At 63.2% G+C, this 18,200-nt stretch carries 13 protein-coding genes; 8 read left to right on the forward strand and 5 right to left on the reverse strand.

The window, feature by feature from the left end; genetic code table 11:
- The first annotated feature begins 3 nt into the window (after positions 1-3).
- The 7 genes from dxr to lpxB all read left to right on the forward strand — a co-directional run bounded on the left by dxr (position 4) and on the right by lpxB (position 8,829).
- Positions 4-1,251 carry a 1-deoxy-D-xylulose-5-phosphate reductoisomerase gene (dxr, locus tag A3OO_RS0109380; RefSeq protein WP_018407586.1) on the forward strand — a complete coding sequence of 416 codons (1,248 nt, stop codon included), beginning with the start codon at positions 4-6 and terminating at the stop codon, positions 1,249-1,251.
- A gap of 55 nt (positions 1,252-1,306) precedes the next feature.
- A complete protein-coding gene (gene rseP, locus A3OO_RS0109385; protein WP_018407587.1) occupies positions 1,307-2,461 on the forward strand; it encodes an RIP metalloprotease RseP in 1,155 nt (384 codons plus the stop codon).
- 413 nt (positions 2,462-2,874) lie between these two features.
- Complete coding sequence (bamA, locus tag A3OO_RS0109390; RefSeq protein WP_026222837.1) at positions 2,875-5,184, forward strand: outer membrane protein assembly factor BamA; 2,310 nt, start codon at positions 2,875-2,877, stop codon at positions 5,182-5,184.
- Positions 5,185-5,266: 82 nt separating this feature from the next.
- The gene (gene lpxD, locus A3OO_RS0109395) at positions 5,267-6,337 is read left to right on the forward strand and encodes a UDP-3-O-(3-hydroxymyristoyl)glucosamine N-acyltransferase (protein WP_026222838.1); all 1,071 of its coding nucleotides are present in this window, start codon (positions 5,267-5,269) and stop codon (positions 6,335-6,337) included.
- 68 nt (positions 6,338-6,405) lie between these two features.
- Positions 6,406-6,870 carry a 3-hydroxyacyl-ACP dehydratase FabZ gene (gene fabZ / locus A3OO_RS0109400; protein WP_018407590.1) on the forward strand — a complete coding sequence of 155 codons (465 nt, stop codon included), beginning with the start codon at positions 6,406-6,408 and terminating at the stop codon, positions 6,868-6,870.
- 22 nt (positions 6,871-6,892) lie between these two features.
- A complete protein-coding gene (lpxA, locus tag A3OO_RS0109405; protein WP_026222839.1) occupies positions 6,893-7,690 on the forward strand; it encodes an acyl-ACP--UDP-N-acetylglucosamine O-acyltransferase in 798 nt (265 codons plus the stop codon).
- Positions 7,687-8,829 (forward strand): lipid-A-disaccharide synthase, encoded by a 1,143-nt coding sequence (gene lpxB, locus A3OO_RS0109410; RefSeq protein ID WP_026222840.1) that lies wholly within the window; start codon positions 7,687-7,689, stop codon positions 8,827-8,829. The genes lpxA and lpxB overlap by 4 nt, the downstream gene beginning before the upstream one ends.
- 13 nt (positions 8,830-8,842) lie before the next feature.
- On the opposite strand, the gene ssb is transcribed toward lpxB, so the two are convergent.
- The 3 genes from ssb to A3OO_RS0109425 form a co-directional block, all read right to left on the reverse strand.
- Positions 8,843-9,346, reverse strand: a complete 504-nt coding sequence (ssb, locus tag A3OO_RS0109415; protein ID WP_018407593.1) for a single-stranded DNA-binding protein — start codon at positions 9,344-9,346, stop codon at positions 8,843-8,845.
- 207 nt (positions 9,347-9,553) lie between these two features.
- Positions 9,554-10,864, reverse strand: coding sequence for a C4-dicarboxylate transporter DctA (gene dctA / locus A3OO_RS0109420; protein ID WP_018407594.1), 1,311 nt, complete (start codon positions 10,862-10,864; stop codon positions 9,554-9,556).
- 181 nt (positions 10,865-11,045) lie between these two features.
- Entirely contained in the window at positions 11,046-11,468 is a 423-nt protein-coding gene (locus tag A3OO_RS0109425; RefSeq protein ID WP_018407595.1) for a type II toxin-antitoxin system VapC family toxin, read from the reverse strand.
- 437 nt (positions 11,469-11,905) lie between these two features.
- Here A3OO_RS0109425 and uvrA point away from each other — a divergent pair, with 437 nt between their 5' ends.
- Positions 11,906-14,905, forward strand: coding sequence for an excinuclease ABC subunit UvrA (uvrA, locus tag A3OO_RS0109435; RefSeq protein ID WP_018407597.1), 3,000 nt, complete (start codon positions 11,906-11,908; stop codon positions 14,903-14,905).
- A 98-nt stretch (positions 14,906-15,003) separates the two neighbouring features.
- On the opposite strand, the gene clpA is transcribed toward uvrA, so the two are convergent.
- Positions 15,004-17,442: an ATP-dependent Clp protease ATP-binding subunit ClpA gene (gene clpA / locus A3OO_RS0109440; protein ID WP_018407598.1), complete on the reverse strand. Its 2,439-nt coding sequence runs from the start codon at positions 17,440-17,442 to the stop codon at positions 15,004-15,006.
- A 9-nt stretch (positions 17,443-17,451) separates the two neighbouring features.
- The gene (gene clpS / locus A3OO_RS0109445; RefSeq protein ID WP_018407599.1) at positions 17,452-17,808 is read right to left on the reverse strand and encodes an ATP-dependent Clp protease adapter ClpS; all 357 of its coding nucleotides are present in this window, start codon (positions 17,806-17,808) and stop codon (positions 17,452-17,454) included.
- Positions 17,809-18,200: the final 392 nt, after the last annotated feature.

The following is an 18,200-nucleotide window of genomic DNA, read 5'->3' on the forward strand; positions in this document are numbered from 1 at the left end:
CCAATGGCATTAGCAAACGGACAGATTCACGCGCACGCCCCGGCCCAGCCGCGGGCGCCGGTCCCGCGCCGCATCGTGCTGCTGGGCGCGACGGGCTCGATCGGCCGTTCGACGGTCGACCTTCTCGAACGCGATCCGGAAGGGTTTTCGGTGTCGGCGGTGGCGGGCGGCCGCGATGTCGAGGCGCTGGCGCGCGTCGCCCGCGCGGTCAGGGCTGAATTCGCCGCGATCCGCGACGAGAGCGCCTATGCGGCGCTCAAGGAAGCGCTCGCCGGGACCAACACTCAGGTCGCCGCGGGTCGCGAGGCAGTCATCGAGGCCGCGCTGCGCGACGCCGATCTCGTGGTCTCCGCCATTGTCGGCGCCGCCGGCGTAGAGCCGACCTACGCCGCGCTCGCAGCCGGCCGCGACGTGGCGCTCGCCAATAAGGAATGTCTCGTCTGCGCCGGCGTGCCCTTCATGCGGATGGCGGCGGAAATGGGCGTGCGGCTGCTGCCGATGGACAGCGAGCACAACGCCATTTTCCAAGCGCTTGGCGGCGAGGACGCCTCCCGCATCGAACGCATGATCGTCACGGCCTCCGGCGGCCCCTTCCGCACCTGGAGCAAGGAGCGCATCTCCGAGGCGAGCGTCGAGGAGGCGCTCAACCATCCCAATTGGGCGATGGGCCCGAAAATAACCGTCGACTCGGCCGGCATGATGAATAAGGGGCTCGAACTGATCGAGGCTCATCATCTCTTCGGCATTCCGGCGGAAAAGCTCGAAGTCGTGGTCCATCCGCAGTCGATCATCCACGGCCTTGTCGCCTTTTCCGACGGCTCGGTGACCGCGGGAATCGCCGTGCCGGACATGCGCACGCCGATCGCCCATTGTCTGGGCTATCCTGATCGGCTGACGACCCCGACGCCGCGCCTCGATCTGGCGAAAATCGCCACCCTGACATTCGAAGCCCCTGATTTTGATCGGTTTCCTGCGCTGAAACTGGCGCTCGAGGTTCTGCGCGCCGGCGGCGGCCTGCCGACCGTGCTCAACGCCGCCAATGAAATCGCCGTCGAAGCCTTCCTCGATCGCCGCATTTCCTTCGACGGAATCGCTCGCCATGTGGCCGAGGCCTGCGAGGCCGCTTTGCGCGATGGAACCGCAAATGCGCCCGCGACAGTTGAGGATGCCCTCGCGGTGGACCATATTGTCAGAGAAAGATCACGATCGGCCTTGGCCGGGCGTGCCGCATCAGGCATGCTGCTTCAGTGATCATGGCGCGCGCCGCCGACAGGGTTGGCGCAAGCGAGACCTGCGAGACAGCGCTTTGCTAGACCTCCTGACGACCTTCGCCTTTTATCTCATCCCCTTCGTGCTCGTTCTCACGCTGGTCGTGTTTGTGCACGAATTTGGGCACTTCATCGTCGGCCGCTGGTGCGGCGTGAAGGTGGACGCCTTTTCCATCGGCTTCGGACCGGAGCTGTGGTCTCGGGTGGATCGTCTCGGCACGCGCTGGCGCATCGCCAGCATACCGCTCGGCGGCTATGTCAGCTTCCATGGCGACGCCAACGCCGCCAGCGCGCCGGACCCCGAAGCGGTGCGCGCGATGCCCGAGAGCGAGCGCGCGGTGACCTTCGCGGCGCAGTCGGTATGGAAGCGCGCCGCCATCGTGTTCGCCGGTCCTTTTGCGAATTTCATTCTGGCGATTGCGATTTTCGCAATTCTCTTCGGGGTTTATGGGCGGACGGTCTATGCGCCGCGCGTCGGTTCGTTGACGCCTGGCGGGGCTGGCGCCGCTGCGGGCTTCATGGCCGGAGACCTGGTGCTGACCGTCGACGGCGCGCCGGTCGACTCCTTTTCGAATCTGCAGGAAATCGTTTCGAGTTCGGCCGACAAAAAACTCGTTTTCGTGATTCAACGCGGCGATGAGCAGCTGACGCTGCCGGTCGTTCCCGCCCTGCGCGAGGTTGAGAGCGCGATCGGCAAAATCCGAATCGGCATGTTGGGCATTCAGGCGTCAAAGGCCGCAGCCGACATCCGTCGGGAACGCTACGGACCTGCCGACGCGGTGGCGATGGGCGTGCAGGAAACTTGGACGGTCGTGCGCCGCACCGGAAATTATATCGGCGGACTCATCACCGGACGGGAGAGCGCCGATCAGCTCTCCGGACCGATTGGCATCGCGCAAGTCTCGGGGCAAATGGCGCAGGCGGTCTCCAAGGTCGGCATCGCGCCGCTGTTGAGCCTCATCGCGATTCTCTCAGTCTCGATCGGCCTGCTCAATCTTATGCCTGTGCCGCTGCTTGACGGCGGACATTTGCTGTTCTTCGCGATTGAGGCGGCGCGCGGCCGCGCGCTCAACGAGCGCGCGCAGGAAGTCGCCTTCCGAGTGGGTCTCGCGATGGTCGGCGCGCTGATGATTTTCTCGACCTATAACGACATCGCGCGGCTCATTCACAAGCTCACCGGCTCAGGCTCCTAGAGCGCTTCCAAGATCATTTGGAATCAGGTGATCGATAGGAATCGCTCCAAATAAAAATGCTGGAGCAGGTTCTCATCGAAAAAATCCGTCAACTTCTTCGGATCTGCTTTAGCGCACGCAGCCGCTGCAACGACGTGACGTGCAGTACGCCGTGTAAGCGCGCGATTCCTGTCGTAATTTGGACATGATGACGTTTGCGGCGCCACGTCTTAACCATGCGCTGACCATGAATCGTGGCTTTAACGTCACGCCTTCGACAAATTGCGGCAACAACATTTATTCTGCATTTGCAGGGTCGGGTAAACCTTGTAGAAGGAATCGCTCAACGCTGGCGAAGCGCCGATCGTCGGCGCATTTACATGAGTTTCGTGCCGCGGCCCGGGCGGCGACGTTGCGACGAGGACCTGCACTACATGCGCTCTATCAGCGGCATTTGGAAATCATCGTTCCTGTTCGCGGTTGTGGCCGCTCTGCTGGCGTTTAGCGTTCCGGCGTTCGCCGCGCCCGACATCAATCGCATCGCGTTCGAGGGCAACAGCAAGGTCAAGACTGACATCTTGCAGGAGCAGGTGCGCTCGCGCGCCCGCACAGAATTCAACCCGCAGATGGCCGAGGCCGACGTCGCGCGATTGACGGAAGTCTATCGCCGGTCGGGACGCGCTGCGGCGAAAGTGAGCTTTCGGACGGTTGATCTGCCGAACGGACGCGTCGACCTGGTCTTCAGCATCGTTGAAGGCGACAAGACCGGCGTTAAGGAGATCCGTTTCATCGGCAATGAGGTCTACTCCACACGCCGTCTTGTCGGCATGATGGAGACGACGGAAATGAACTTCCTGTCGTTCCTCAAGACAAGCGACGTTTATGATCCCGACCGTATCGCCGCGGACCTCGAACTCATTCGTCGATTCTATCTCAAGAACGGCTACGCCGATTTCCGCGTGATCAGCTCCGACGTGCAGTTCGATCCGGCGGCTGGCGGCTACATCATCAGCATCGTCGTGAACGAAGGCCCGCAGTATCGGGTGTCAACGGTCAGCGTCGAATCCCATCTTCCCGACGTGGACGGCGCCGCGTTGAATGATTTGCTGCGGCTTGCGCCGGGCGACGTCTACAACGGCGACGCGGTTGAGAAGACCGTCGAAGCGCTGACCCGCGAAATCGCCCGGAAGGGCTATGCCTTCACCCAGGCGCGCCCGCGCGGCGAACGCAATCCGGCCGATCAGACGGTCGCGATCCAGTTCCTGCTCGAGGAAGGACCCCGGGTCTACATTGAACGCATCAACATTCGCGGCAACACGCGCACGCGCGACTACGTCATCCGCCGCGAGTTCGATATCGGCGAGGGCGACGCCTATAACCGCGTCCTGATCGACCGCGCCGAACGCCGGCTGAATGGCCTCGGCTATTTCAAGAAGGTGAAAATCACCAATGAGCCGGGCTCAGCGCCGGACCGCGTGATCCTGAACGTCGACGTCGAGGACCAGCCCACCGGCAACTTCGGCATCTCTGGCGGTTATTCGACCAACCAGGGCTTTATCGCCGAAGTGTCGGTGTCGGAAAGCAACTTCATGGGTCGCGGCCAAGCGGTTCGCCTTTCGGTGCAGGGCGGCCAGATCGCCCGCGGCGTGACGTTCAGCTTCACCGAGCCTTATTTCCTCGACCAGCGCATCGCCGCCGGCTTCGACGTCTTCGTGCGTCAACAGGACGCTTATAACTACTCGATCTACAGCTCGACGTCCTACGGCGGCACGTTGCGCTTCGGCATCCCGATCACCGAAGAGCTCAGCTTCTCGCCGCACTACTCGATCTATCAAACGACGATCTCAATCCCGAACGACAAGAATCGTCCTTACAACGACTGTTTGGTGCCGGTGTTGGGCTACACGCCGGGGTTCAGTCCCTTCATGCCGACGACGAGCCTCTTCGTGAACTGTCAGTCGAACGGCGAGGCGTCGCTCGCGATCAAGGAGTCGCAGGGGGGGCTGCTGACGTCGCTCGTCGGCTATTCGCTGAACTACAGCACCATCGACAACTTCAAGAACCCGCATAACGGCTGGCTGGCGACGCTCAATCAGGACGTTGCGGGTCTTGGCGGCGGCACGCGCTATCTGCGCACGACCGGCGACATTCGCTACTTCCGTGAGATTCCCTATATCGACGATGTGGTCGGCATCGCCCGTCTGCAGGGCGGCGATCTGTCGACCTTCGGCGGCTACAAGCCGCGCATTCAGGACAACTTCAACCTCGGCCCCAGCCTGGTGCGCGGCTTCGCGCCGGGCGGCATCGGCCCACGCGACTCGAACGTTCTGACGAGCTTCAACAACAATCGCGGCAACTCACTCGGCGGCTCCAACTATGTTGGCGCATCGCTCGAAGTTCAGTTCCCCTTCTGGTACCTGCCCAAGGATCTGGGGCTGAGAGGGGCGGTCTTCGCCGACGCCGGTTCGCTATGGAATTTTAGCGGTAAGACGAACTACGCCAACAATCTGCCCACGATTCCCGGCGTGACCTGCATCGGCGCCTATACGCCGGAGGCGGGCTTCGGGCAGGGCAATTGCGTTGTGCCGAATGCCAACTCCTTCAGGGTTCGGTCGTCCGTGGGCGCCTCGGTGCTTTGGAATTCGCCGATGGGGCCGATCCGCTTCGACTATGCGGTCGTGACCTCGAAGGCGAAAGAGGATATCACTCAGAACTTCCGGTTCAGCGGCGGCACCAACTTCTGATGATCGGAGACGATCGCCGGGCGAACCGCGCCCGGCGGACGGCTGAAGGCTTGGCTTGGGCTGCCGCGCTGGATTTTGTAGCGTGAGCGCCGCGGCCTTCTTTCCCTTGGCGCGACCCGCCCCTTTGAGCGAAATTGCGCAGATCGCCGGGGCCGAGATTCGCGGCGGTCCTGACGGCGCGCAAGCGTCGGGCGAGCTTGCGCCGCCGCCCCTTATCATCGGCGTGGCCACGCTCGATTGGAGCAGGCCGGGCGACCTCTGCTTCTACGACAACCCGCGTTATCGCAAGGCCCTCTTGGAGTGCCGAGCGACCGCCTGCTTCCTGCGCGCGCGCCATCTTGATCTGCTGCCCAAGTCCGTCGTCGCGCTCGTGGTCGACGATCCGCAGCGGGCGATGACGCTCGCGGCCGCGCATCTCTTTCCGGACGCGCTGCGGCCCGGCTCCTTATTCCAATCCAGCGGCGTTTCTCCGGGAGCGGCGGTGCATCCGCAGGCGCGACTCGAACCAGGCGTGGTGGTTGATCCCGGCGCCGTGATCGGGCCGGGCGCCGAGATCGGCGCCGGAACGATTATCGGGCCGCAGGCGGTGATCGGTCCGAATGTGCGCATCGGCCGCGACTGTTCAATCGGCGCGCATGCGAGCCTCACCCATTCGCTGATCGGCGACCGCGTCGTCATTCACCCGGGGGCGCGGCTTGGGCAGGATGGCTTCGGCTTCGCGCCAACGCGCCAAGGTTATCTCAAGACGCCGCAGGTCGGTCGCGTGATCGTGCAGGACGATGTCGAGATCGGCGCCAATACGACGATTGATCGAGGCGCGTCGCGCGACACGATCATCGGCGAGGGAACCAAAATCGATAATCTCGTGCAGATCGGCCACAATGTGGTGATCGGCCGTTTTTGCGCCATCGTCGCCCAATCGGGCGTAGCCGGCTCCTGTGAGATCTGCGATTTCGTCTCGCTTGGCGGACAATCCGCCGTCGCCGGCCACCTCACGATCGGCGAAGGCGCAGCGGTTGCCGCCAAATCCGGGGTTATGCGCGACCTGCCGGCGGGGGCGCGGGTCGGCGGCGCGCCAGCGCGCCCATTGCGGCGGTTCTTGCGCAGCGCGGCGTTGCTCGACCGACTCGCGCGCAAGGACAAGCCGACGTAAGACAAGCCGACGCGAAAACAAGCAAGAACTGGGATGGCGCTCGCCATGCCCTCGAGGAGGAGGAAAAAATGCCCGAGGCCGCGGCCGGCGCGACTCTGGAGAGCGCCGACATTATGCAGATCATGAGCCAACTGCCGCATCGGTATCCGTTCTTGCTGGTCGACCGAATCTTCGACATTCGCGGCGACGAATCATGCGTCGGCGTGAAGAACGTCACGGTCAACGAGCCGCAGTTTCAGGGGCACTTTCCCGAGCGTCCGATTATGCCCGGCGTCCTGCTCATCGAGGCGATGGCGCAGACTGCCGGAGTCATCGCCATCCGCGCGCTGAAAGGCGCGGATCGGTCGCGTCTCGTTTATTTTGTCACGATCGACAATGCGAAATTCCGTAAGCCGGTGACGCCGGGCGACCGTGTCGAATTCCACATGGCCAAAACCGCGCAGAAGCGAAACATCTGGTGGTATTCTGGGCGCGCGTTGGTCGACGGCGCGCTGGTCTGCGAGGCGCAGATCAGCGTCATGATGGGCGGCTAGCGTCGACGCGGCGAGTGCGACATTGAGCCCTTCGGTTCATCGGTCCTCTGTGGTCGAAGACGGCGCGCGGCTCGGCGTCGGCGTCGCCATTGGCCCCTTTTGCCATATCGGCGCCGGCGTCGAGATCGGCGACGGCGCGACTCTCCACTCCCATGTGGTCGTCGGCGGCGTTACGCGCATTGGCGCGCGCGCGAGGATTTTCCCCTTCGCCGCCGTGGGACTGCCGTCGCAGGATATCAAGGCTGCGCTCGCGGAAGGCGTGCTGACGATCGGCGAGGGATGCGTCATTCGCGAAGGCGTGACCATCAATGCAGGCGTGGGCCAGGGCACGTGTATCGGGGCGCGCTGCGTCTTTCTTGCCTCTTCGCACGTCGCTCACGACTGTCGGCTGGGCGACGACGTGATACTGTCCAATCAGGTTCTGCTGGGCGGCCACGTCGAGATCGGGGACCATGCGATGATCGGCGGCGCGACGGCGGTGCATCAGAATGTGCGTATCGGCGCGCATGCCTTCGTCGGCGGCCTCTCGGGCGTCGAAGGCGACGTCATTCCCTTTACGCTCGCGTCGGGCAACCGCGCCCATCTTTTCGGCCTCAACCGCGTCGGCCTGCAGCGGCGCGGTTTTGCGCCGGAGCGCATCGAGCGGCTACGCCGGGCGTATCGCCTGCTCTTCGCGCAAGAGGCGCGCGCGCTGAGCGAACGCATCGACTGTCTGTCGCGAGATTTCGCCGGCGACGCCGACATTGCGGCGATCGTCGAATTTCTGCGGGCGCCCTCGACGCGGCCGCTTTGCGCGCCTCGCGCGCGCGCCGAACCATGAGCGCGCCGCGCATCTTCCTTGTCGCTGGCGAAGCCTCTGGCGATCAACTTGGCGCAGCGCTGATGCGGGCTTTGCGCGCCGCGCGTCCGGAGACCGTTTTTTCCGGCGTCGGGGGCGAGGCGATGGCGCGCGAAGGCCTCGTTTCGCTGTTTCCGCTAGAAGACATCGCGGTGATGGGCCTCATTCCCGTCTTGGCGCGGCTGCCGCGCCTTGTCCGGCGCATCGCACAGACGGCGCGGGCGGTCGCCGATCAGGCGCCGGACTGTCTCGTCATCATCGACGCGCCGGATTTTACCCATCGCGTCGCGCGCCGGGTGCGGGCCGCCCGACCTGACCTGCCGATCGTCGATTACGTCAGCCCGACCGTATGGGCGTGGCGGCCCGGCCGCGCGCGCGCGATGCGCGACTATGTCGATTGCCTGCTGGCGCTGCTGCCCTTCGAACCGCAGGCGCATGCTCGCCTTGGCGGGCCGCGATGCGTCCATGTCGGCCATCCGCTCGTCGAGCGGCTCGACGAGCTGACGCGGCCTTCTCACGATCGCGGCGTGGCGCGGTCGCTGCTCGTTCTGCCCGGGTCGCGTCTTGCGGAAGTGCGGCGCATGACGCCGATCTACGGCGAGGCGCTCGAACTGCTTTTGCGCGAACGCGCGGACTTCGAGGTCGTCATTCCTGTCGCGCCGAATGTTGAGAAGACCTTGCGACGCGAACTGCGGGGATGGCCGTTGACGCCGCGTCTGATTGGCCAGGCGGAGAAATTCGCCGCGTTTCGAAATGCGCGCGCCGCACTTGTGACGTCCGGCGTCGCGACGCTGGAGCTGGCGCTCGCCGGCGTTCCCATGGCTGTCGCCTATAAGGTCTCGCGCGTCGAATCGCTGCTGCGCTTTCTCGTCAAAGTCGAATCAATCGTGCTGCCCAATCTCATCATCGGCGAGAATAGTGTGCCGGAATTCCTGCAGGAGGCGGCGACGCCGCGCGCGCTCGCCGAGGCGCTGAGGCCGCTCTTGCGCGAGAGCGTGGCGCGCGAAGCGCAGCTCGCAGCCTTCAAGCGCGTCCGCACGCGCCTGCTCGAGACAGGCCGGACGCCGAGCGCTCGGGCGGCTGACATCATCCTGGAATATGCGTCGCGCGGTCGCTCTTAGAGCGCTTCCGGGATCAGAAAGGAATGTCGTCGTCGAGTTGGTCGGAGAGCTTGCCGGCGGGGGCGGGACGCCGCTCGGTGGGACCGCGCTCCATCGGCGAGGAGCGGCCAAAGGATCCGCCGCTCTGGCTATAGCCGCTGTCGTAGTCGCCCTCGCTGCGTCCGCCCTTGCTGTCGAGCAGAGTCAGCTCGCCGCGAAAACGCTGCAACACGACATCGGTCGCCTTGCGCTGATTGCCGTCCTTGTCGGTATATTCGCGGGTCTGCAACTGGCCCTCGAGATAGATTTTTGAGCCCTTGCGGCAGTATTGCTCGGCGATCTTCCCGAGATTTTCGTTGAAGATCGACACATTGTGCCACTCGGTGCGATCTTTGCGCTCGCCGGTGTTTTTATCGCGCCAGGACTCGGTGGTCGCCACCGAGAAGGAGACGACGCGATCGCCGGACGGCAGCGTCCGCACCTCCGGATCGCGGCCGAGATTGCCGATCAGGATCACCTTGTTGACGCTGCCCGCCATGTCGCTCTCCGCTTGCTTTGACGCGTGGCACTCTAGTGCAAAGGCCGGTCCTGGGGCGCGCCGGCTCGGATTGTCCACAGATGATGTGGTTGCGCCTCTCGACCCCGGAACGTTCGATTTTTGTTCTAGCAGCGGTCGTAAGATCGCGCAAGCACAGCGGAATTTTGTTCTCTTTTTCCGAAGCTTAGCGCTTGCGGGCCTCTGGCCTCACTCCGTCGTGACGCCGATCGCGACATCGGAAGGATCAATTTTGCGTGCGAGCCCTGCGGTCAGCCGCGCGCGGTCCAGCTCGCCCTCCCAGGCGGCGACCACGATGGTGGCGACGCCATTGCCGATAAAGTTCGTCAAGGCTCGGCACTCGCTCATGAATTTATCGACGCCGAGGACAAGCGACATGCCCGGCGCCAGTTGCGGATCGACCGCCATCAAGGTCGCCGCCAGAGTGATGAATCCCGCGCCGGAAACGCCGCTCGCGCCCTTCGACGTCAGCATTGCGACGATGAGGATGGTCGCCTGATGGGAGAGATCGAGCTCGACGCCCATCGCGCGCGCGATGAACAGCGTCGTCAGCGTCATATAGATGTTGGTGCCGTCGAGATTGAAGGAATAGCCGGTCGGCACGACGAGTCCGACGACAGACTTCGAGCAGCCGAGCCATTGCAGCTTCTCCATCAGAGCGGGCAGGGCGCTTTCCGATGAGGACGTGCCGAGCACGATGAGCAGCTCGTCGCGCAGATAGGCGATTAGGCTGAAGATGTTGAAGCCAGCCGTGCGCGCAATGGCGCCCAGCACGAAGACGACGAAGAGCCCGGCCGTGAGATAGAACAGACCGACGAGTCCGGCGAGCGACAGAAGCGCGGCTGAGCCATATTTCGCGACCGTATAGGCCATGGCGCCGAAAGCGCCGATCGGCGCCGCCTTCATGATGATGGCGATGACCCCGAACATGGCGTGGCCGACGTCGTCGATGATCACCCGCAGCGCGCGGCCGCGCTCGCCGAGCGCTAAGAGCGCGAAGCCGAAAAGCAGCGAGAACAGCAGAACCTGTAAAATATCGCCCTTGGCGAAGGCGCCGATCGCGCTGTCGGGAATGATGTCGAGAAGAAAATCGACGCCGCCGCGCTTTTCCGCGAGCGCCGTATATTTGGCGATGGCGGAAGGGTCGGGCTTTCCGGCGAAGCCGGCGCCGACCTGCGCAAGATTTCCGATCAGCAGGCCGAGCGCGAGGGCGAATGTGGAGACGATCTCGAAATAGAGGAGCGCCTTGAGCCCGACGCGGCCCACTTTGCGCGCGTCCTCGATATGGGCGACGCCGGAGACGACCGTGCAGAAAATGATCGGCGCGATCGCCATCTTGATGAGCTTGACGAAGCCGTCGCCGAGCGCCTTCACCCAGTCCTGCGCGGCGGCGTGCGGCGCCAGCCAGCCGAACAGCGCGCCAAGCGCAATGGCCGCGAGCACCTGGACATAGAGGTGGCGGTAAAGTGGCTTGCGGGTAGCGGAGGGATTGGCGGTCATGAGGGGATTGGCGCCTGCTGCGCGTAACGGGAGCAACGCATACTTTAGTATCACCTTTCGCGTCGAAACCGCCCGTCATTGCGAGCGAAGCGAAGCAATCCAGCCGTCCACCGCCGCCTCTGGGTTGCTTTGTCGGCTGCGCCTCCTCGCAATGACGGCGGGGGATTTCCAAAGCGCATCGCTAGCGCGCTTCGAACGGATTGACGACGGCGATGTCGAGATCGACGAAATCCGCAACATTGCGCGTCGCGAGCGTCATTGCGTGGGCGGCGGCGATGCTCGCAACGATCGCGTCCATGACGGCGAGCGGGTTGCCTCGCATTTTGCGTCTAGCGCGCAAACGGGCGAAGGCGTGCGCCGCGCGTTGATCAAACGCCAATATGCGGCCAGCGAAAATCTCCTCTTCGATCGCGTCGCAGGCTTTGGTCAAAACATCCTTCTTTCGCCCCTCAGGCAGCAGCGCCAGACCAAAACGAAGCTCCGCGATGACTGGCGTCGCGATGAAGAAATCGAGCTCAGAATAGGAGTCCATCCAGCGCCGCACGTTACCGTCGCCCATCGGCTTCATCATTTCAGAGACGATGTTCGTGTCGAGCAAGATCATTCGAAATCTGGCGGGGCGCGGTCGCTTTGATCACGAGGCTGAATGAAATCGTCCGTCCAATCTTCTTGCGACACGAGACTTTTGAGCCGCGTTCCAAGTCCTCCGGCCGCTCGGGCGCGCTCTGGCCGGACAGCCTGAGACAAAGCGCGTTCGAGCAACAATTTCGCCTGGCTCGAAATGCTGCGCTTATGCCCGTGCGCTAGATCCTCGATCTGGCGCTTCATTTCCGGGGGAACGTCTCTCAACAGAATGTCAGGCACGCCAGCCTCCGCATTTGATATCAATGATATCGCTATGCGGGCGCGATATCAAGGCTGACATTGCAAGCGAGCTGATCGAGCATCGGATGAGCTTCAGATGGATTTATGCGGCGGCGCGTGGCATTTGCCTTGCTCAGCGCCTAAATGACGCTTCCACTCTCCTTCCGGCCTTTGTGAATGGCGATCATCAAGCAAAAGGACGCGCGAGCGGGCGCATCAATTAACTCCAGCGCTGACTCCAAATCCATCTCCATTCGCGGCGCGCGCGAACATAATCTCAAGAACGTTGATCTGACGATTCCGCGCGACAAGCTGGTGGTGTTCACCGGCCTGTCCGGTTCGGGCAAGTCGTCGCTCGCCTTCGACACCATCTATGCCGAAGGCCAGCGCCGCTATGTCGAGTCGCTGTCGGCCTATGCGCGGCAATTTTTGGAGATCATGCAGAAGCCCGACGTCGATCAGATCGACGGGCTGTCGCCGGCGATCTCCATCGAACAGAAGACGACATCCAAAAACCCGCGCTCGACCGTCGGCACGGTCACCGAGATTCACGACTATATGCGTCTGCTCTGGGCGCGAGTCGGCGTGCCCTATTCGCCGGCGACGGGCCTGCCGATCGAGAGCCAGACCGTCTCGCAAATGGTCGATCGCGTGCTGGCGCTTCCGGAAGGCTCGCGGCTCTATCTGCTCGCGCCGGTCGTGCGCGGCCGCAAAGGCGAATACCGAAAGGAGATCGCCGAATATACGAAGAAAGGCTTCCAGCGCCTCAAGATCGACGGCGCCTATCATGAGATCGCCGACGTGCCGGCGCTCGACAAGAAATTGAAGCACGACATCGATGTCGTGGTCGATCGCATCGTCGTGCGTCCCGACATGAGCGCGAGACTGGCCGACAGTTTTGAGACCGCGCTCGATTTGTCGGGCGGCCTCGCCGTCGTCGAATTCGCCGACGCGCCAAAGGGCCAGAATGTTCTGCTCGCGCCCGTGCAGGCGGCGGCGAACGTCTCAACGCATTACGCGCCGCATCACATTTTGTTTTCGTCGAAATTCGCCTGTCCCGTGTCGGGCTTCACCATCCCGGAGATCGAGCCGCGGCTGTTTTCGTTCAACAATCCCTTCGGCGCCTGCCCGGTCTGCGGCGGCATCGGCCATGAGCAGAAGGTCGACGCCGACCTCGTCGCGCCCAATCCAAAGCTGACGCTGCGCAAAGGCGCGGTCGCGCCCTGGGCGAAATCGACCTCGCCCTACTATCAGCAGACGCTTGAAGCGCTCGGCAAGCATTACAAGTTTCGGCTCGACGTCCCGTGGGAGACGCTTTCCGACAAGGCGAAGAACGTCATTCTCTACGGTTCGGGCGAGGAGGAGATCCGCTTCTCTTATGACGACGGTTTTCGCGCCTATGATGTGAAGAAGCCGTTCGAAGGCGTCGTCATCAATCTCGAGCGGCGCTATCTCGAAACCGACAGCGAATGGGCGCGCGAAGAGATCGGCCGCTACATGTCGGCGACGCCGTGTCTCGCGTGCGAAGGCTTTCGCTTGAAGCCCGAAGCGCTTGCCGTCAAAGTCGCGCGCAAACATATCGGCGAAGTCTCGGAGCTTTCGGTGCGCGCCGCGCTCGACTGGTTTCGCGCGCTGCCCGACGCGCTCGACAAGAAGCGCAATGAAATCGCCTTCCGCATCTTGAAGGAGATTCGCGACCGGCTAAATTTTCTCGTCGACGTCGGCCTCGACTATCTGACGCTGTCGCGCAATTCAGGCTCGCTGTCGGGCGGCGAAAGCCAGCGCATCCGCCTCGCGTCGCAGATCGGCTCGGGGCTGACCGGCGTTCTCTATGTGCTGGACGAGCCGTCGATCGGGCTGCATCAGCGCGACAATGATCGTCTGCTCGACACGCTGCGGCGGCTGCGCAATCTCGGCAACAGCGTCATCGTCGTCGAGCATGACGAAGACGCGATTCTCGCCGCGGACTATGTCGTCGATGTCGGACCCGGCGCCGGCATTCACGGCGGCAAAATCGTCGCGCAGGGCACGCCGCAGGAGATCATGAATGATCCCGCTTCGCTCACCGGGCAATATCTGACCGGCGAGAAGCAGGTGATCCTTCGTCACAAGCTGCGCAAGCCGACGCCCGGGCGCTGGCTCAAGCTCTTTGGCGCGCGCGGCAATAATCTCAAGGAGGTTACGGCGGAAGTGCCGCTTGGCCTTTTCACTTGCGTTACTGGCGTCTCGGGCGGCGGCAAGTCTACGCTCGTCATCGAAACGCTCTACAAGGCCATCGCGCGGCGACTGTCCGGCGCGCATGAGCACCCGGCGCCCTTCGATCGCCTCGAAGGCCTCGAGCAGATCGACAAGATCATCGACATCGACCAGTCGCCGATCGGCCGCACGCCGCGCTCCAATCCGGCGACCTATACCGGCGCCTTCACGCCCATCCGCGAATGGTTCGCGGGTCTCCCCGAGGCGAAGGCGCGCGGCTATGCGCCGGGGCGCTTCTCCTTCAACGTCAAGGGCGGGCGCTGCGAAGCTTGCCAGGGCGACGGCGTCATCAAGATCGAGATGCACTTTCTCCCCGATGTTTACGTCACCTGCGACGTGTGCAAGGGCAAGCGTTACGATCGCGAGACGCTCGAAGTGAAATATCGCGAAAAGTCCATCGCGGACGTGCTCGACATGACGGTCGAGGAGGCGGCGACTCTGTTCAAGGCGGTGCCGTCGATCCGCGACAAGATGGAAACCCTAAAACGCGTCGGCCTCGACTACATCCATGTCGGCCAGCAGGCGACGACGCTGTCGGGCGGCGAGGCCCAGCGCGTCAAGCTGTCCAAGGAGCTGTCGCGCCGCTCCACAGGCCGCACGCTCTATATTCTCGACGAGCCGACGACGGGTCTGCATTTCCACGACGTCGCCAAGCTGCTCGAAGTGCTGCATGAGCTTGTCGAGCAGGGCAATACGGTGGTCGTGATCGAGCACAATCTCGAAGTCATCAAGACGGCGGACTGGATCATCGACATGGGGCCGGAGGGCGGCGACGGCGGCGGCGAAATCGTCGCGGCGGGACCGCCGTCTCAGATCATCAAGGAAACGCGCAGCCACACCGGGCGTTATCTCGCTGAAGCGATGGCGCGCAAACCATCCGTGGCGGCGCCGGCGAAATCCAAGAAAGCGCGAACGGTTTAAAAAGCCCGTCGCGGCCACGTCTCTCCTCAAAAAAAGGCCGCCTCGCAGCGCATGCGAAGCGGCCCCTGTTTGTTGTGCGGCGCGCGCCCGTTAGGCGTTTAGCTCTTCAACGGCGCCGGACGTTCGTCGCGTTCCGCATCAGCAGCGCGAATCGCCGAATCATCTCCGGATGCGGCTTCCTCCGCCGCGCGCTTCTTGCCGGCCTCGAAGATATCGCGCTCAGGCCGCGGCAACACCGGACCCTCCGGGAAGACGAAGCCCAGCGACTTCGTTCCGCTATCGTCGCCGACGACGACGACGCGCACGGCGCCGCCGTTCTTCAGACGGCCGAACAGCACCTCGTCGGCGAGCGGCGTCTTGATGTGCTGGTGAATGACCCGCGACATCGGCCGGGCGCCCATGGCTTCGTCATAGCCGTGCTCGACGAGCCAGCTGCGCGCTTCGTCGGTGAGCTCGATGGTGACGTTGCGGTCGGCAAGCTGCGCTTCGAGCTGCATGATGAATTTGTCGACGACGCGCTTGATGACGTCGACCGGCAGATGACCGAAAGGCACGATGGCGTCGAGACGATTGCGGAACTCCGGCGCGAACAGCCGATTGATCGCTTCGCTGTCGTCGAGATCGCGGCGCGTGCGCGTGAAGCCGATCGGCGTGCGGGCAAGATCCTGCGCGCCGGCATTCGTCGTCATGATGAGGATGACGTTGCGGAAGTCGATCGTCTTGCCGTTGTGGTCGGTCAGCTTCCCGTGATCCATCACCTGCAGCAGGATGTTGTAGAGATCGGGATGCGCCTTCTCGATTTCGTCGAGCAGCAGCACGCAATGCGGATGCTGGTCGATGGCGTCGGTCAGCAGTCCGCCCTGATCGAAGCCGACATAGCCGGGAGGCGCGCCGATCAACCGGCTCACCGTATGACGCTCCATATATTCCGACATGTCGAAGCGCACGAGCTCGATGCCGAGCGATGTCGCGAGCTGGCGCGCGGCTTCCGTCTTGCCGACGCCGGTCGGTCCGGAGAAGAGATAGCAGCCGATCGGCTTCTCCTGGTCGCGCAGACCCGCCCGCGCGAGCTTGATCGCCGACGTCAGCGCCGAGATCGCCTTATCCTGCCCATAGACGACGCGCCGCAGCGTCTCGTCGAGATGCGCGAGAACTTCGGCGTCGTCCTTGGAGACGGTCTTCGGCGGGACGCGCGCCATGGTGGCGATCGTCGTTTCGATCTCTTTTAGTCCGATGGTCTTTTTGCGCTTGTTTTCCGCGACCAGCATCTGCGCCGCGCCGGTTTCGTCGATCACGTCGATCGCCTTGTCCGGCAGCTTGCGGTCGTGAATATACCGCGCCGAGAGTTCCACCGCCGCCTTCAGCGCGTCGTTGGTGTAGCGGATCTTATGGAACTCCTCGAAATAGGGCTTGAGCCCCTTCACGATTTCGATCGCGTCGGGGATCGAGGGTTCGTTGACGTCGATCTTCTGGAAGCGGCGAACGAGCGCGCGGTCCTTCTCGAAATACTGCCGGTATTCCTTGTAGGTCGTCGAGCCGATGCAGCGCAGAACGCCCTGCGCCAGGGCGGGCTTCAGAAGGTTCGAGGCGTCCATCGCGCCGCCCGAGGTGGCGCCCGCGCCAATCACCGTATGGATCTCGTCGATGAAGAGAATCGCATTCTTGTGATTCTCGATTTCCTTCACGACCTGCTTCAGGCGCTCTTCGAAGTCGCCGCGATAGCGCGTGCCGGCGAGCAGCGCGCCCATATCGAGCGCGAACACCGTCGCGCCGGCGAGAACCTCCGGCACTTCGTTCGAGACGATCTTACGCGCGAGGCCTTCGGCGATCGCGGTCTTGCCGACGCCGGGATCGCCGACGAGCAGGGGATTATTCTTTTGCCGGCGGCACAGGACCTGAATCGTGCGCAGCACTTCCGGCTCGCGGCCGATCAGCGGGTCGATGCGGCCGTCGCGCGCCTTCCTGTTGAGATTGACGCAATAGGCCTCGAGCGCGCCTTCCTTCTTGCGGCTCTCGCCGTCGCGGCCCTCGCGGCCTTCGCTGCGCTCGCCGTCGTCCTCGACGCCGCGCGGGCTCCGGCTGGCGTCCGAAAGTCCCGGACGCTTGGCGATGCCATGGCTGATGAAATTGACGGCGTCATAGCGCGTCATGTCCTGCTCCTGCAGGAAATAGACGGCGTGGCTTTCGCGCTCGGCGAACAGCGCGACAAGAACATTGGCGCCGCTGACGTCTTCGCGGCCGGACGATTGGACGCTGATAATCGCCCGCTGCACGACCCTCTGGAACCCGGCGGTCGGCTTGCATTCATCCGCGTCTTCGTTGACGAGGTTGTCGAGCTCACGATCGATGTAGTCGCGCAGATTCTTGGTCAGCACGTCGAGATCCACGGAACAGGCGCGGAGCACCGCCGACGCGTCGACGTCCTCGACGAGACTCAGCAGCAGGTGCTCGAGCGTCGCATATTCATGGTGCCGCTCCCGGGCGGAGGCGAGCGCACGGTCGAGGGTCTGCTTGAGATTGCGCGAGAAGGTCGGCATGCGCTCGTCCTATTTCTTTTCCATGATGCATTGCAGAGGATGCTGATGCTTCCTTGCAAAATCCATGACCTGGGTGACTTTGGTCTCAGCGACCTCGTAGGTGTAAACGCCGCATTCGCCGACGCCGTGATTGTGAACGTGGAGCATGATGCGCGTGGCTTCCTCCACGGATTTGTTGAAATATTTCCGCAGCACGATCACCACGAACTCCTGCGTCGTGTAGTCGTCATTCAACAAAAGCACCCGATACATATTGGGCTTGCGCGTCTGAGGACGCGTTCGCGTGACGAGGGCGGTTCCGGCCCCGGGACCGACGTCGCCTCCCTTGCGCGGCTCCTTGGCCGCTCGCGGCGCATTGGCCGCCATCGCTAGCGTTAAGTCCTCCGCCGCCACGTCTTCACCCTTTCGATCCTTTTCATGTAGGTCGTTACAGTGGTTCTTTTAGGGTCGCCTCGCAGAATCTGGGCCATTTCCACGGTGAGGGAAATCAAGAATATCGCTAGTTTTGAGCTTTCCCTCCGGCTTGGCAAGGGGTCGCGCGGCGCGCCGTCGCCGAGTTTTGTCGAAAGCTGCATCAATAAAAAATTTACCTACGCAAGATTAGCGTCACACCGCTAACCTTCAGGCTCTCAAGTGCGTCGAACCGTCGAGCATCGCCGTTTAAGCCAACCCCGCGCCGGACTTCCGGCGGGCGTTTGGAGTCTCGCGGCGCTGTCGATCGCCGCTTGTTTGTGCAGCGTGCTCGGCGCCAAGTTGCT

Origin of the sequence: Methylocystis rosea SV97 (assembly GCF_000372845.1) — a bacterium.
Taxonomy (GTDB): Bacteria; Pseudomonadota; Alphaproteobacteria; order Rhizobiales; family Beijerinckiaceae; genus Methylocystis; species Methylocystis rosea.